11 protein-coding genes and 1 pseudogene are annotated in these 15,186 nt (G+C 61.2%); 4 read left to right on the forward strand and 8 right to left on the reverse strand.

What is annotated here, in order from left to right:
• Positions 1-9 precede the first annotated feature (9 nt).
• From gmd to GYH35_RS02185, 3 genes are all read right to left on the reverse strand, one after another.
• Positions 10-1,107, reverse strand: a complete 1,098-nt coding sequence (gene gmd, locus GYH35_RS02175) for a GDP-mannose 4,6-dehydratase (protein WP_161813800.1) — start codon at positions 1,105-1,107, stop codon at positions 10-12.
• A gap of 202 nt (positions 1,108-1,309) precedes the next feature.
• Positions 1,310-1,582, reverse strand: a complete 273-nt coding sequence (locus tag GYH35_RS02180) for a FecR/PupR family sigma factor regulator (RefSeq protein ID WP_161813799.1) — start codon at positions 1,580-1,582, stop codon at positions 1,310-1,312.
• Positions 1,583-1,735: 153 nt separating this feature from the next.
• Positions 1,736-2,359 (reverse strand): RNA polymerase sigma factor, encoded by a 624-nt coding sequence (locus GYH35_RS02185; protein ID WP_161813798.1) that lies wholly within the window; start codon positions 2,357-2,359, stop codon positions 1,736-1,738.
• 325 nt (positions 2,360-2,684) lie between these two features.
• Between GYH35_RS02185 and GYH35_RS02190 the strand changes: the two genes are divergently transcribed.
• The gene (locus GYH35_RS02190; protein ID WP_161813797.1) at positions 2,685-3,203 is read left to right on the forward strand and encodes an RNA polymerase sigma factor; all 519 of its coding nucleotides are present in this window, start codon (positions 2,685-2,687) and stop codon (positions 3,201-3,203) included.
• A 3-nt stretch (positions 3,204-3,206) separates the two neighbouring features.
• Here the strand turns inward: GYH35_RS02190 and GYH35_RS02195 are convergent, their stop codons facing one another.
• The 5 genes from GYH35_RS02195 to GYH35_RS02215 all read right to left on the reverse strand — a co-directional run bounded on the left by GYH35_RS02195 (position 3,207) and on the right by GYH35_RS02215 (position 9,166).
• Positions 3,207-4,220, reverse strand: coding sequence for a transposase (locus tag GYH35_RS02195; protein ID WP_161827545.1), 1,014 nt, complete (start codon positions 4,218-4,220; stop codon positions 3,207-3,209).
• A gap of 418 nt (positions 4,221-4,638) precedes the next feature.
• Complete coding sequence (locus GYH35_RS02200) at positions 4,639-5,487, reverse strand: MurR/RpiR family transcriptional regulator (protein ID WP_161827546.1); 849 nt, start codon at positions 5,485-5,487, stop codon at positions 4,639-4,641.
• A gap of 6 nt (positions 5,488-5,493) precedes the next feature.
• Complete coding sequence (locus GYH35_RS02205) at positions 5,494-6,585, reverse strand: dipeptide epimerase (RefSeq protein WP_129645542.1); 1,092 nt, start codon at positions 6,583-6,585, stop codon at positions 5,494-5,496.
• Positions 6,582-8,000: a C40 family peptidase gene (locus GYH35_RS02210; protein ID WP_161827547.1), complete on the reverse strand. Its 1,419-nt coding sequence runs from the start codon at positions 7,998-8,000 to the stop codon at positions 6,582-6,584. Before GYH35_RS02210 ends, GYH35_RS02205 begins: the two co-directional genes overlap by 4 nt.
• Positions 8,000-9,166: a DUF819 family protein gene (locus tag GYH35_RS02215; protein ID WP_161827548.1), complete on the reverse strand. Its 1,167-nt coding sequence runs from the start codon at positions 9,164-9,166 to the stop codon at positions 8,000-8,002. The genes GYH35_RS02210 and GYH35_RS02215 overlap by 1 nt, the downstream gene beginning before the upstream one ends.
• 235 nt (positions 9,167-9,401) lie before the next feature.
• On the opposite strand from GYH35_RS02215, the gene GYH35_RS02220 reads away from it, so the two are divergent.
• The 3 genes and pseudogenes from GYH35_RS02220 to GYH35_RS35335 all read left to right on the forward strand — a co-directional run.
• Positions 9,402-10,835 (forward strand): transglutaminase-like domain-containing protein, encoded by a 1,434-nt coding sequence (locus GYH35_RS02220; protein ID WP_202624027.1) that lies wholly within the window; start codon positions 9,402-9,404, stop codon positions 10,833-10,835.
• A 30-nt stretch (positions 10,836-10,865) separates the two neighbouring features.
• Entirely contained in the window at positions 10,866-13,871 is a 3,006-nt protein-coding gene (locus GYH35_RS02225; RefSeq protein WP_161827549.1) for a TonB-dependent receptor, read from the forward strand.
• Positions 13,872-14,010: 139 nt separating this feature from the next.
• A pseudogene (locus tag GYH35_RS35335) lies at positions 14,011-15,162 on the forward strand (serine hydrolase domain-containing protein); the annotation flags it as partial.
• Positions 15,163-15,186: the final 24 nt, after the last annotated feature.

Below are 15,186 nucleotides of genomic sequence, written 5' to 3' on the forward strand. Positions count from 1 at the left end.
GCCACGACGTCAGGAAGCGATGCGCGATCCGAACACGGCGGGAAATCCGTGCGGCTTCAGCAACTCCTCACATTGCGCTTCCTTCAGATCCTCCTTGACCATCTCCGCGACCAGCTCGGCAAAGCTCGTTCTTGGAATCCATCCCAACTTCGCGCGCGCCTTCGCGGAGTCGCCGAGCAGCGTCTCCACTTCCGTCGGACGGAAATACCGCGGATCGACCGCGACGATACAGTTGCCGTTGCGGTCGTAGCCCTTCTCTTCGACGCCCTCACCCGACCAGCGAATCTTCATTCCCAGATTCTCCGCGGCTGACTCGACAAATTCGCGCACGCTGCGCTGCTCGCCGGTGGCGACGACGTAATCTTCCGGGGACTCCTGCTGCAACATCAGCCACGCCGCCTCCATGTAATCGCGAGCGTGCCCCCAATCTCTCAGCGCGTTCAAATTGCCGAGATAGAGACACTCCTGGAGACCGCATTTGATATGGGCCAGAGCGCGAGTGATCTTGCGCGTAACGAACGTCTCGCCGCGATTCGGCGATTCGTGGTTGAACAGGACGCCATTGCAGGCGTACATGCCATAGGCTTCGCGATAGTTGATAGTGATCCAGTACGCATACAACTTCGCCGCGGCATAGGGTGAGCGCGGATAAAAAGGCGTCGTCTCCTTCTGTGGCGTCTCCTGCACCAGGCCGAACAGCTCGGACGTCGACGCTTGATAGAAGCGCACGCGCTTCGCCATCCCCAGAATTCGCACGGCCTCCAGGATGCGCAGCGTTCCAAGCGCGTCGGAGTTTGCTGTGTATTCGGGCTCTTCGAAGGAGACCGCGACATGACTCTGCGCGGCCAGGTTATAGATCTCATCGGGACAGGTCTTTTGAATCACGCGCATCAGACTGCTGCTGTCCGTCATATCTCCATAGTGCAGATGAAGCCGCGCGTTCGGCTCGTGCGCGTCCATGTACAGATGATCGATGCGATGAGTGTTGAACAGGGACGTGCGGCGACGAATGCCGTGAACGATATAACCCTTCTTCAACAGAAACTCGGCGAGATACGCACCGTCCTGACCGGTAATCCCTGTGATCAAGGCCGTCTTTTGTTTCATGCGGGCATCCACTGGTGTTCCGTGTGATATCCCTGCATTCTGCCCCGAGCGCCCGACCTCGGCCGGCCCGCTGAACAGCGTCGCTCCAGCCCGGCGGGTATTGGCGATCGTAAAGCGTGGTCAACGCAGGCTGCCGCCATCCCGCAGCGGCACGCTCATGTTTCGTATCGATCATTGGAGTTTTGTACGCGGGCGCTGCCGCTCACTTCTCGGTGGGCATGGCCAGATCGATCACCTTCGACGCTTCGTCGGCGGGCGTCTCCGGCTCCGATGGCTCGGCGTGCGTCTCTTTCAACAGCTGCTCGAGACTCACCAGCTCCAGAATCTCGCGGATGTGCTCCGGAGACTGCTTCAACCAGTGGACGTAGTCGAGCTTCTCCTGCTCGGTCATCTCGCCGGCGCGAATCAGAACGAGCCAGTCAGCAGCCTGCTCGCTGATCGAACTGGGCTCTTCATTCTGGGGACGGTCAGACATCCGTCTTCCTCGCCAACGCGTCAAGGTGCGACGGAGTTTCAGATATTCCGCCCGCGGCCGCTGGGAAATCCGCTGCCTCGGATCCCCTCCACCCCCGCAAGCTAGACCGGGCCATGATTGTGCATGGCCCTTGACGTGGACTGCCCGGTGCGGTTATCCGGCCTTCCTGCGCATGGGCTGAACTGCATCGAGATCGGGCGAGCCCAGATCCGAGCGTAATTCAGCGTACGCGCGAGCGATGTCCCTCCGCACGACACGCGGCGTCAACTTGAGTTTGGCGGCGATCTGTTTATACGTCAGATCCTCTCTTATGTGGAGTAGCAGAACCTGGCGCTGCCGCGGCGGCAGTCTGCTTACCGCTCGTCGCACATGGACGTTGACGAGGTCGTGCTCGACCGAGCTCTCCGGCTCGGCCTCCGGCTCGATCTGCAGATCCGAGAGCCAGACGTCGTCGTGCGGCAGGCTGTTGCGCGCCCGTTCCCGCCATTCGTTGACGACGTTGGTCGCGATCCGGAACAGATAGCTCTGCGGATACTCGACGACCGCATCGTCGCTGTATCGGAGCAGGCGGAGAAAGACCTCTTGCGCGACATCGTCGAGGTCCGCCGACTGCATCGATGAGCGGCTGGACAACCAGCGTTTCATCGCGCCCCGCCACGACTCGAACCATTGGGTCAAGCGCTCGTTGCGGCTCTTGGTATCGATCGAAATGACTTCCCTGACTTCACCCGCTGTCGTGCTCTGCTCCATCGGGCAACGCTCGGGACCGGCGCTCACGTGAGCCGCACCGCGGTGTCTGCATCGCCAATGATTCGCCGATCTATCAACGCATGTGAAATTGCGAGCATGGCCTTATCCCCCTAGGACATCCACTTAGTTATCTGCAGGGCTGTGATGCCTTCGACGGGTAGTCCCAATAGATACGGGGTCCGTCTATTTGTTCTTGTCGGTTCTAACGGCAAAAAGTCGGTAGCAGTTCTGTCACATTTTCGCCAAGCGAGCGTCACATGAGTGGCGTCGATGCGCAGTTGCTGCACTGCTTAGTTGTTGTCTGCTCAACGAAAGAGTTCGTTGAGCTTCACCCGTCGGACAGTGATGCAGAATGACCACCGCAGCCCCTGAGCGCACCGCTTTCGCCTTCGATGTCTCGTCATTCAGGACCTATGACAAACAGCTGCACCGTTACCTGGCGCGTCGTTTGACGCAGCGCCAGGACGCCGAGGATCTGGCTCAGGAAGTTTATTTGCGCCTGCTGCGCGTCGATGCGACGAAGCGGGTGGAGAAACCCGTCGCGTATATCTTTGGAATCGCGTCCCATGTGGTCGCGGACTTCAAGAGCGAGTCCTGGCAAGGGCATGAGCGCCTGCTCGATCGCGACGACGATCCCGACGACCGCGCCAGCTCGCCCGACGATCTGGCCGACCGTTTGAACCTGCAACAGCAACTCGAGCGCGCGTTCGCCCAATTGCCTCAGACGCACGCGCTAGTGCTGATCGCACACAAGCATCGCGGCCTCTCTTATGAAGAGGTGGCCGCGGAGCTCGGGCTCAGCATCCACACCGTCGAGAAATACATCACCCAGGCCAAGGCCTTGATCAGAACCATGACCTGGGAACGCTAGGCCTCAGTACATCGCATCCTGATCGGTCCCGCTCGCATGCGCAGCGGATTGTCCCATGTCCAGGAAGTCCTCGCTCGAAACGGCGTGACCGCCCAGACCGATCGGCATCATGTGCGACAACGCATCCAGCTTGAACAAGTCCGGCTGGCGCTTGCGATACGAGGTGATCGTCTTGGAAAGCGTCGACGAGACGCGTCCCAGATAACGCGAGATCTCCGCCAGAGTGGCGATGCCACGCACCGTCGTATGCCAGGCGATCACAGCGCGAGCCAGCGCCAGTCTGCGCAGTCGTGACTTCGACAGCACATCCTCGCGTGTCACATCCAGCATCCGGCAGACATCGTGGATGATCTGATCCGGCGTCATCCGCGTCGATCGCTTGGGCCGATGACCCGCCGCTTCGGCCAGTTCCGGCCCGCCGAGAATGCCGGGGGTTTTCGGCATGCCGCGTTCCACCAGCTTCACCGTCTCCGGCGTCGGCGCCTCGGCCATCAACATGTGATAAGCCTGAGCCTGATCGTCACGCTTGCCCAGCATGCGACGCGCGGTACCGCAATGGAGCCATGGCACTTCGTGCGCATTCGTGTACGCGTGATGACTCGAGTAAGCAAAATCCTCCGGCCGATCGGCCAGCCCCTTGAGCACGGGGACGTAATGAATGTAATGAACCAAGCTGGTCAGATACATTTTCGGATCGATGATCACCGAGTCATAACGAACTTGAAACAGATGACCCCGCTCGCCGAGCTTGCGTTGAATGCCGCGCGCGTAGCGGCTCTTCACCCACTGCATGAAATGCCCCAGCGAGATCTCATCGATCTGCACGGCCAGATATATGGCCTCGGTGGTCCAGCAGTATGCATGCAGCCGCGCACCGGTACTGCGCAACGCCGCCTGGAGCACCGACTCGAATAGCTCGTAGTCCTCCGCGTGAGAGAAGATCGGCCGCTGTTTGGTGCCGCGCTGGACGACATGATAAGTGCCTCCAGGAATGTGGATCCGTCGTCGATATGACATTGTTTAATCTCCGTTCATGAGCAAGAACCTACCCTGGTATGCACCCGCTGCAGTTGACTTGCCCCAGACACTTAGCCACTGCTTTCTTGTGATAATCGAGCGCGGAGCTTCCATCGCCGCTGTTGCCATTGATATGACATCGACCAAGAACCGCCAACGGCGGGCGATGTCTCCAAGTCTCACAGCACGGTTATTTGCTTTTTATGTAACTGCTGCGTGATCGCTCGATGCTGAGCGATGGCCAACGATGCGCAACTCGCGCCGATGCACGTGAACTAGCGATCGATGCGCAAGCAAACAATCGAACGTCTGGGAATGCGAGTATCGATCGGCGACATGACACGCGAGGATTGCGCGCCGTTAGTAACTCGCGTTGTATCGCGAAGCTTGCGCGATGCGCGCCGGCTGACACGGACTGTCAGAGTTTTGGGTCCAGCAGGTGCTGCACGTGTTCGAGATTGGTATTCAGCTGCTCCAGGCGATCGCCGTCGCACATGAGCACGAATATTTGATCGAGCAGGTGCTGGAGCGCCGACTGATAAAGCAGCGGCTGGACGTGGGATCGCTCGTCGTGCGCCGATACGAGCAAGGTGGCATCGGCATGCGCGCGCAGCGGATTGGATGTATGTCGCGTGACCGAGACGATCTTGCCTTGCCGCTCGCGAAACTGACGACAAAGCTGGTTGAGCGCCGCATGCTGTCCTTGCTCGGAGAACACTACCAGCACATCGCCGCGATCGGCGCTGGAGATGTTTGCGGTCATCGGCACTGCGTCGGCGTGGTGCAAGGCTAAAGTGCCAAGCAATGCCAGGCGCTGCGCGAATGCCTGGGCCGCAAGGCCATCGTCGCCAAAGCCGATGCAAAATACTTTACCGGCGCGACTCAGCAAGGTAGCGATCTCGTTGAGCGTCCCGGCGTCGTTGATCAGTCGGGTCTCTTCCTCGGCCCGAGACTTGCTCTGCCACAGAGTTTCGGCCAGCGACTCCCGAACCGTGGCGCGCGCGGATTTGGCAGTCGCCTTGACCGGCACATCGCTGCCACGCGCCACCGCCTCGCCAATCGAGTACTTCAGGTCGGGATAGCCCTTGAAGCCGAGCTTCTGACTGAATTTCACCACGCTCGATTGACTGATCTGCAGCGCATCGGCGAGCTGCTGCGACGAGTAGTCCCGCAGCAGATGCGCGTTCTCGAGCATGAAATCGGCGATGCGGCGCTCGATCGCCGACATCTGATCCCGTTCCGCCCGGATCTTGAGAAGTGAGGACATGCCCGCTCAGAGCCTCTGCAGTCCCCGGATCTCGCGGATGCCCAGACCCGGTGCGTCGGTGATCGAGATCTCCGACTCGTTGAAGATCACGCCGCCATCGACTGGATTGAACGCGCACAACGAGGGACCGTCGAGGTCGACTTTGGTAATCACGTTGGCCTTCGCGACAGCGACATGCACCGCCGCCGCCACACTGATGCTGGTCTCGAGCATGCAGCCGATCATGCATTCGATGCCGTGCAGCGCCGCGATGTCGGCGATATGGATGGCGCTCGAGATGCCGCCGGTCTTCATGAGCTTGATATTGATGATGTCCGCCGCCCGCATGCGGATCAGCTCGATCACCTGCGTCGGGCCGAACACGCTCTCGTCCGCCATGATCGGCGTGTGTACGCGCTCGGTGACATATCGCAAGCCATCCAGATCCTGGGCTTTGACCGGCTGCTCGACCAGCTCGAGTTTGACCCCGGCGTCCTCCAGCGTCTGCAACGCATAGACGGCCTGCTTCGCGGTCCAGCCTTGATTGGCGTCGAGCCGCAGCAGCGCTCGATCTTCGACCGCGGCATAGATGGCTTTGATGCGCTCGATATCGACGCCGATATCTTTGCCCACCTTGATCTTCAGCGCCTCGAAGCCGCGCTCCACCGCCTGGATGGAATCGGCGACCATCTTATCGATGTAATCCACACTGATCGTGATGTCCGTGGTCACGACCGGATCGCCGCCGCCCAGCATCTTGTACAGCGGCGCGTTGTAGAGCTGCCCGAACAGATCGTAGACCGCGATCTCGACCGCCGCCTTGGCGCTGGAATTTTTCTCCAGCGACGTCTGGATCAGCTGCGTGATGCGATTCAGATTGGCGATGTCCTGCCCGATCAGGCGCGGCGCGATGAACTTCGCGATGGCCTCGATGATGGAGCCATGCGTATCGCCGGTGATGACAGCCGTCGCCGGCGCTTCGCCGTAGCCGATATTGCCGGTGTCGGTGTGGATCTCGACAACGATGTCTTCGACCATGTCCACGGTGCGCAACGCCGTTTTGAAGGCGGTCTTCAGCGGCACGCGCAACATGCCATAGCGAATCTCAGTAATCTTCATGGTGCTCTCGACGCTGGTCCGCCAGCGATGCGGATTCTCTGGATGCTGTACACGCGATCGATCATGGGGCGGCCGTCGCTCAGCAGCAGCGGCAGCAGCGGTGTGACCGAGACACCGTTCAACCTGGCACGCTCGATATCGCCGCCGCGGCCGCGAAAGCTGATGCCGGTCGTGTCGTGAATGATGTAGGGCTCGCCATTCTCATGACCGATCACCATCATGACGTGGCCTGGGATATAGATGAGATCGCCGACCTGCGCCTCGCGCAGCAGTTGCACTCGCGCCTCATGACCGTCAGCGTCGGTGAGCTCGATGCGATTGAGCGCCGGGCTCACGCCCTGATCGCGAGTATTGCGCGGCAACTGGACGCCGAAGCTTCGATACACTTCGGAGACGAAGCCGCTGCAGTCGCGCGCATCGTACGAGTGCCCCCAGCCATAGCGCTCCCCAAGGAACTTGAAGCCCTGGCGCAAGATGTTTGCTCGCGTCAGTGGCAAGTAGTCGTTATCGACTTCCTGACTCTTCGGCAGCAGCGCCGGCGAGAACTGCAGCGACCCGTCGGCTGCGCGGTACGGAAGCTCGATGACATGCGCTGTGTACGGATGCTGACCGTTGACGGGAGATTCGATCGGCCAATCCGGCAACAGCGGCACGCGTGCGCCCATCTCGAGTTGCAGGCCGGATACCTCGGGACGCTCCGGCGTGTAAACCGTGTGCGCCTTCGCACCGGTCACCACGACATATGGTGACTTGTGCGTGTAAACGAAGACTCGATTGCGATCACCTTCGGCCACCGCATTCTTCTCAATCCACGCGGCGTAGAGCGCGCCGACCACGAACAGCCATTCGCCGTCGCGGCTCGCATGCGCGATGACTACCGGCGTTCCCGGAAACAGCGCGTTCTCCTGAAAGCGGTCGATGTCTGTGTCATCGGTGCTGGAGAACACTCGCGCGCGGGTCGGAAAAGTGCGGAGGTCGGCGCGACGCACGACCATGCCATATCGAGTCGCTTGCGAGGACGCAATGCCATCGAGATTCAACGACGCCATCCAGTCATCGAGTTGCTGAGCGCTTACCGCCCGGCCTTGTTCGTCATAGAGCGTCCGCGTGGGCCGAGAAGACATAGCTTCGATCCAAGCGCGCACGTCCGCCGCCGCCAGCGACGTCGGCAGCTGTTCGAGATTTCGCACGGACTTGTCGGTCTGTTTCAATCGCTCGTTTTGCTGAGCGATCGCCGAGGTATCGAGCAGAACGGCATTGGCGCGCGGCGCGCGCCGGGCCCAATACTCCGCCGTGAGATGCGTGGGCTCCACACCGATGACTCCGAGCGGTCCACCGACTCCAGTCTGCTCGCGAGGTGCGCTAGCACAGCCGGCGATCAGCACGAGCCACAAGAATATCCAATACCTGCGCATCAACCCGCTCCCGCCGGCGCCAGCGAGGACAGCACACTCGCCATGAACAATCCCATGCCGGTCCCCAGGATGAGTCCCAGCATCGCAAGCAACACCGCGATGGGAACGAGCACCGGGGAATACGTCGCCGCCAGCACCGGGGCCGAGGCAACACCGCCGATCTGTGCGAGCGATGAAATGCCGCACAGGTACAGATCGAAACGAAACACTCGCGCCAGCAGCGCCAGCATGCCGATGTGCAACAGCATCGTGATGAAGCCGCAGAGAATGAAGAGCGGCGCCGAAGCGAGTCCGTGGAAATTACTCTGCGAAGCCAGCACGGCCACGAGCAATGCCAGCAGCGCAGAGCCCGTCCATGCGGGGCCAGGAATGCGCGCGAGCGGCGTGCGGGCAATGACCAGACCGGCCACGGTTGCCAGCAACACCGTCCAAGACGTCTGGGTCAGCATTGCCGACGTTGGCATCGAGCGTGCGAGCCGTGCCGCCCCCAGCCCGACGATTATCGCCAGGCCGAGCCACAGCACGATGTGTCCCAGTCTCGGGGGCCCAGTCGATGAGACTGCGGCCAGTCGAGGATATTCGTGACCGCTTCGATCCGCGCCCGTCCATCGATTGAAGGCCGGAGCAAAGGCGCCGGTCGAAAACAGCACCAGCACCCAGACCGAATAACAAAGTGCGTCGGCCAACAGCACGGACGGCAACGCACTTTCGGACAGCCCGATGACTTGCTTGACCGCCACGAGGTTCGCGGAGCCGCCGGTCCAGGTCGCACTCAGCGCGGCGAGCATCTTCCAACCTTCCACCGGCAGCACGGACCGGAACAGCACGAACACGAGCGTCACCGCAAGCAGGATGCTCAGCATCGCGCACGCGAAAACCCCAAGCACTCGCGGTCCCACGGCGAGGATGGCCCGCAAGTCGCAGGTCACCATTAGAAGAAACAGCAGCGCAGGAAGCAGCAGCGAAGTCAGAGTTCGTTGCGCACCCTGAATCTCGGGAGTCGCGGTCCACAACCCGCCTACCGCCAGCGCCGTCACAAATAAATAAGTCCAGACGATCGGCGGCAACACGGAGAACACCCGCCACTGGAAACGTTTCTCCAGCGACGGGAACACCCCCGCGGCCAGCGGCATGAGTGCGAGATAGGGCCAGACGGTCTGGATCATCGCAACTCGCAGCCGGGCTTGAGGCGGAGGGTTCGCATGGGCTCAGAATATTCGCTTCTTCTTTGGTTTGAAGCAAGAATAAATTATTGACCACCGCTTCGCGGCCGTGTTACACCATTACTACACCGCGCCCGAATCAACTGTCGCCGACGTGGACACCTGCAAAGTGACTGCTCGACTGCCTCTACCATGCAAACGGGAAACCAGCATCCCTCGCGCGGGGCTCGCCGCATTGGTGGCATCGGTCGTCGTAATTGTCTGCCCCGTCAACGCGCGCGCCGCCGACCAGGTCGCGCCATCTTCGGACGTAATTCGGCTGGTCGATGCCGGCAACTTCGCTGCCGCTGAAAAATCCATCGACCATGCGCTCCGCTCCTCCTCGCTTGCTCCCGAAGAGCGCAGGTCTTACGAATTCGAGCGCGAGCGCATGCGGCGCATCCTGCTCGATTTCAGTCTGACGCCGGGCGATGCGCAGGCGCGCGTTCGCAAACTGATTCCGGATCTCACCGACGCAGAGTTCGCCCGATGGGACGCGGCCGGCCTGCTCGAATCGCGCGTGATCGATGGCCAGAAGAAATACTTCAATCGAGCGCCCTCCAATCTGTTTCGCCTGAGCGCGGAAGCTCGCGATCGTAGAGCGAACCCCTCGCCTTTCAATGACAGTCCGCTCGAGCGACCTCATCCCCACCACAGGGAAGTGCTCGCGCAAGCCAAGGCGACGGGCAAGAGCCCTGTCGCGCCTCGTCGAGTGCGGATCACGCAATCCATCACGGTCGATGCCGATGCGGTCCCCGTGGGCGAGACGATTCGTGCCTGGATCCCGTATCCGCGAGCGATTCAAGGCCAGCAGGAGAATATCCGATTTATCAGCAGCGCCCCGGACAAGCATCAGCTCGCACCGGAGTCTGCCCTGCAACGCACGGTGTATTTCGAGCAGGCCGCCGCGGCCTCGAAGCCGACGACCTTCTCGGTCACCTACGAGCTGACCATCTTCGGTCAGCATACGCAGATCGATCCTGAAAAAGTCGTGCCTGCCACGCCTTCGGCAGCCCTGACGCCATCCATGGGCGAACGTCCGCCCCACATCGTATTCACCGACGCCATGCGCAAGTTTTCGCGCGAAGTCGTTGGCGACGAAAAGAACCCTTATCGAATCGCCCAGAAGCTGTACGCCGCTGTCGACCGCATTCCCTGGGCCGGCGCGCTCGAATACTCCACGATTTCAAACATCAGCGACTACGCGCTGCGCGCCGGCCACGCGGATTGCGGCCAGCAAACGCTGCTCCTCATGACGCTGCTCCGCCTGAATGGCATTCCGGCCCGCTGGCAATCGGGCTGGATCTTCTCCGATGGCGCCTACGACAACATGCACGACTGGGGATGGTTGTACCTGGCGCCGTATGGCTGGGTGCCGATGGATGTGACCTTCGGCCGCTTCGACTCCGGCGACGCGACGCTCGACGCCTTCTATCTCGGCTCCTTCGACGCCTACCGCGTCGCCTTCAATGACGATTACAGCCAGCCGTTCGTGCCAGCCAAACAGCACTTCCGCTCCGAAACCGTCGACCTGCAACGCGGCGAGGTGGAGTGGCGCGGCGGCAATCTTTATTTCGATCGCTGGGACTACGACTTCAAGGCAACGCTGCTATCGAACCCACGAACGGATTGATTTAAACGATAAACCTGGCCGGGAGGGTGTATGAAAAAAAACCTATCGCTCAGATCAGCGCTCAAAGTGGCGCTGCGCATGGGAGTGAGCGCTGCAGCCATCGCGACGATGCCGCTGCAGATTACATATGCGGCGAGCAACGACGGCTCGCTGGTGGGCACGATCACTTCGAGCGATCAGAAGTCGCTGGAAGGCATCGAGATCACGGTGCGCAATCCAGAAACGGGCTTCACGCGCACGGTCAAGGCAGAGCCGGATGGCTCGTACCGCTTCCCCTTCCTGCCCGTCGGCAAGTACATCGTCGAAGGTACGCGTAACGGCGCGACCCTCGGCAAGCTCACCGAAGTCACGGTCGGCCTGGGTGTCGCGACGACCGCAGATGTCACCGTGAATGTGAGCAACGTCGAGGAAATCTTCGTCGTTGGCACGCGCGTCGTGCGCGCCGTCGATGTGCGATCGACCGAGTCCTCTACCAACCTGACGCGCGAGGATCTGGAGCGCCTGCCGGTGGATCGTGACATTGCCTCGGTTGCGCTGCTCGCACCCGGCATCGCCACGGGCGACTCTGGCCTGTGCGAAGACCGCACCACTTGCGTTTCGTTCGGCGGCTCGTCCGTCGCCGAGAACACGATTTACATCAACGGTCTCAACGTCACGGACTTCTACAACCGCGTCGGCGCATCTTCGGTGCCGTATGCGTTTTATAAGGAATTCGAGGTCAAGACCGGCGGCTACTCGGTCGAATTCGGCCGCACCACCGGCGGCGTCATCAATGCCGTCACGCGCTCCGGCACGAACGAGTTCGAATACGGCACCGAAGTGGCCTGGAAGCCGCACTCGCTCCAGAGCAGCAAGAGAAATCGTTTCAATCCGGACGGCACTGCTCGCATCATCGGCTCGTACGATCAATACGACAGCACCAGCGCCACCTTCTACGCCTCCGGCCCCATCGTCAAAGACAAATTGTTCTTCTTTGCGTTGTACGAAGCCCGCGACTATCAGCCGGAGAACACCTCCGACGACGGCGAAACCTTCTACAAGGCGAAGGAAGACAGCGGTTTCTGGGGCGCCAAGATCGACTGGCAGATCAACGACAAGAACCTGCTCGAGTTGCTCGCGTTCTCGGACGAGAACGAAGAGGTCCGGGACGGCTACGGCTTCGATTTTGTCTCCGGTTCCCAGGGCTCGTACCAGGAGACCCGCTTCACCGACAACGGCGGCTTGAACTGGTCGGCCACCTATACGACGTATCTGACCGATAACTTCTCCGCGAAGGCGCTGTACGGAGAGAACAATCGAGAGTTCTCACGCTTCGGCCTGAACGATCTGGAATGCTCGCGCTTCCGCGATCAGCGCGGTGCAACACCCCGCGATCTGGGATGCACGAGTACATCCGCCGTCACCGAGCGCGATGACACCCGCGAAGCGGCGCGCCTGGATTTCGAGTGGGTCCTCGGCGAGCATCAATTGCGCTTCGGCCTGGATCACGAGACCAATTCCTCGGCCTATGAGCAGTTCTACCCCGGCCCGGATCGACTGCTCTACGAGATCTACGTGACCCGTGAGCCCACCAACTACTTCGGCACCACCGTGCCCGCCGGTACGGAGTTCATCCGCACCCGGCAGAACGAAGTGGACGGCGAATTCGAGACCATCAACTCGGCGTACTATCTCGAAGACAACTGGCAGGTCACGCCGAAACTGCTGCTGAACGCCGGCGTGCGCGTCGAGGCCTTCGACAACAAGAACTCCGACGGCGACAGCTATATCAAGATGGACGACATGATCGCGCCCCGCTTCGGCTTTTCGTGGGATGTAAAGGGCGACAACCGCAGCAAGATCTTCGGCAATGCCGGGCGTTACTTCCTGCCAGTGGCGAATGTCATCAACATCAAACAGGCAGGCGGCTTTCTCGATCGCCGCGACTATTACTATTTGGACCGGCTCGAAAGCTTCGAATACAACGGTGAGCTCAGTCTGCGGCCGATCCTGGGAGCACAGTTCGCCTCCGACGATTCCCAAGGCGACGGCACGGTGGGCGACTTGCGGGGTGAGGTCGATAGAGATCTGGACCCGGTGTATCAGGACGAGTTGATTCTGGGCTTCCAGTCCATGATCGACGACAAGTGGTCCTGGGGCGTGCGCGGCATCTATCGCGAGCTCAACAACGCCATCGACGACATCCAGATCACGTCGACGGGCATCTTCTGCGGCGGCGAGCCGGTCTCCGCCGGCTATGTCATGGCCAATCCGGGCCGGCCGGTCACGATCTATTCCGATACGGATTGCGACGGCGAGGCCGATGGCTGGGTCACGGTCGATACCGGCCGGGGCGGCTGGGCATTGAACGACGGCGACGAGAACTACCTGGGCTCGGACGCCGGCTATACCGAGCCCAGACGCAACTACAAGGCGCTCGAACTGATGATCGATCGAGCCTGGGACGATTTGTGGTCGTTCAACGCCGTGTACACATTGTCGTATAGCAAGGGCAACGCCGAAGGTCCGATCAACTCCGATACCGACTTCGGCGATACGGGCCGCACCGAGGCCTTCGACGATCCCTGGGTGAACTACGGCTCCTACGGCTACCTGCCCAACGATCATCGGCATCAGCTCAAGGTGCGCGGCGCCTATGCGCTGGGCGAGCATTGGCAAGTCGGCGGCACACTGACGGCGCAATCGGGCCGGCCCATCAGCGCCACCGGCGACTGCAATCCCTTCGACGGCAGTTGCTTCTACAGCTTCTTCATCTTGAACGACAGCACCGGGCAATATGAGCTGAGGCGGCGCGGCTCGGCAGGCCGGACGCCCTGGATCTTCGACCTCGGCGCGAATGTGACTTATCGACATTCGTTCTCGGCCGCGGATCTGAAAGTCACGCTCGCGGTGTACAACCTGCTGAACCAGCAGCGAGTCGTCGAGGTCAACGAGGAACTGGGATCGACCGGCGACCGACGCAACGAGTTCTACGGCTTCGGCACCGGTTATCAGGCGCCGCGCTATGGCCTGCTGACCGTCAAGCTCGACTTCTGACCGCCAGGGACGGTGGAAATGCTGGCAATGCAGGAGCAATTGCCAGCGGATCCGGCACACAGGCATTCTTTGCCATGGTTGGCGGCCCGCGCTTGAAGCGGGCCGCCTTTTCTATTCATAGCACTCCGACGTCATGGCCATGCCCCGCCTGCTCGCCGCTCTGTTGATCCTTGCCGCCGCCCTTACATCAGTCGGCGCATGCTCATCTCGGCCGAGCGTGCAGACGCCTCCGGCCGAGCAAGACCTGCCCGCGTCTGCCGATCGAATCTTCGATGAGATGATGGCGCGCTATCGCCTGCCAGGCATGGCGATGGGTGTGATCGTCGACGGCAAAGTCGTGCATACACGCGTCGCCGGCGAGCTCGTCGCGGGATCGAATCGGAAGATCGACAACGACTCGCTGTTCAAGATCGCCTCCAACAGCAAGGCGATGACCACTGCCCTGCTCGCCCGCCTGGTCGAGGCCGGCAAGCTGCGATGGGAGGATCCCGTCACTCGCCATCTGCCCGGCTTCAAAATGAGCGACCCGTGGGTCACGCAGCAGATCCAGGTGCGCGACCTGCTGATTCACAACACCGGCCTGCGCGAAGGCGCCGGCGACTTGATGCTTTGGCCGACGCCGAACAACTTCACGCGCGCCGACATTCTCGCCGGCCTCGCTCACCTCAAGCCGCAGCAGAGTTTCCGTTCGCAGTATGCCTACGACAATTTGATGTACGTCGTGGCCGGAGAAGTTGCCGCAGCCGCCGGCGGCGCGAGCTACGAAGAATTGATGCGTCGTGAGATCTTCGAGCCGCTCGGCATGACTCGATGCCAGGTCGGCGCTTGGGATCGCGACCTGGTCGGCAATGTCGCGCAACCTCACATGCGCCAAGGCGACGGCAATGTTCCAATTCGAGCCGACGGCGAGCGCATTCCCGTCGATGCTGCCGCGGCCGCGGGCGGCATTCGGTGCAGTCTCAACGATATGCTCACCTGGATGCGCGTGTGGCTCGGCGATGAATTGAAGACGACCACAGGCGCGACGTGGCTATCGCCCAGCCAGCGCAGAATTCTGTGGAGCGCGCACACGCCCATGCCACTTTCCCAACGGCAGCGCGTCTGGGATGGCAGCCACATCAATGCATATGGCTATGGCTGGCGCTTGTCCGACGTCGACGGCTCGTGGCGAGTCGCTCACACCGGCACGCTGGCCGGCATGTTTTCGGCGGTGAACCTGTTCCCGGACCGCAAAGCGGGCTTTGTTTTCATGATCAACGGCGACGGCTCCAAGGCGCGCACCGTGCTCAACACCGCGCTGGCCAAGCTCATCATC

The sequence above is a fragment of the Steroidobacter agaridevorans genome (genome assembly GCF_009932555.1).
In the GTDB taxonomy this organism is placed as follows: domain Bacteria; phylum Pseudomonadota; class Gammaproteobacteria; order Steroidobacterales; family Steroidobacteraceae; genus Steroidobacter; species Steroidobacter agaridevorans.

Excerpts from the sequence above, each read along its gene's own strand:
- gmd (WP_161813800.1), bottom strand. The coding sequence starts at position 1,107 with ATGAAACAAAAGACGGCCTTGATCACAGGGATTACCGGTCAGGACGGT.
- GYH35_RS02180 (WP_161813799.1), bottom strand. The coding sequence starts at position 1,582 with ATGTCTGACCGTCCCCAGAATGAAGAGCCCAGTTCGATCAGCGAGCAG.
- GYH35_RS02190 (WP_161813797.1), top strand. The coding sequence starts at position 2,685 with ATGACCACCGCAGCCCCTGAGCGCACCGCTTTCGCCTTCGATGTCTCG.
- GYH35_RS02195 (WP_161827545.1), bottom strand. The coding sequence starts at position 4,220 with ATGTCATATCGACGACGGATCCACATTCCTGGAGGCACTTATCATGTC.
- GYH35_RS02200 (WP_161827546.1), bottom strand. The coding sequence starts at position 5,487 with ATGTCCTCACTTCTCAAGATCCGGGCGGAACGGGATCAGATGTCGGCG.
- GYH35_RS02205 (WP_129645542.1), bottom strand. The coding sequence starts at position 6,585 with ATGAAGATTACTGAGATTCGCTATGGCATGTTGCGCGTGCCGCTGAAG.
- GYH35_RS02210 (WP_161827547.1), bottom strand. The coding sequence starts at position 8,000 with ATGCGCAGGTATTGGATATTCTTGTGGCTCGTGCTGATCGCCGGCTGT.
- GYH35_RS02215 (WP_161827548.1), bottom strand. The coding sequence starts at position 9,166 with ATGATCCAGACCGTCTGGCCCTATCTCGCACTCATGCCGCTGGCCGCG.
- GYH35_RS02225 (WP_161827549.1), top strand. The coding sequence starts at position 10,866 with ATGAAAAAAAACCTATCGCTCAGATCAGCGCTCAAAGTGGCGCTGCGC.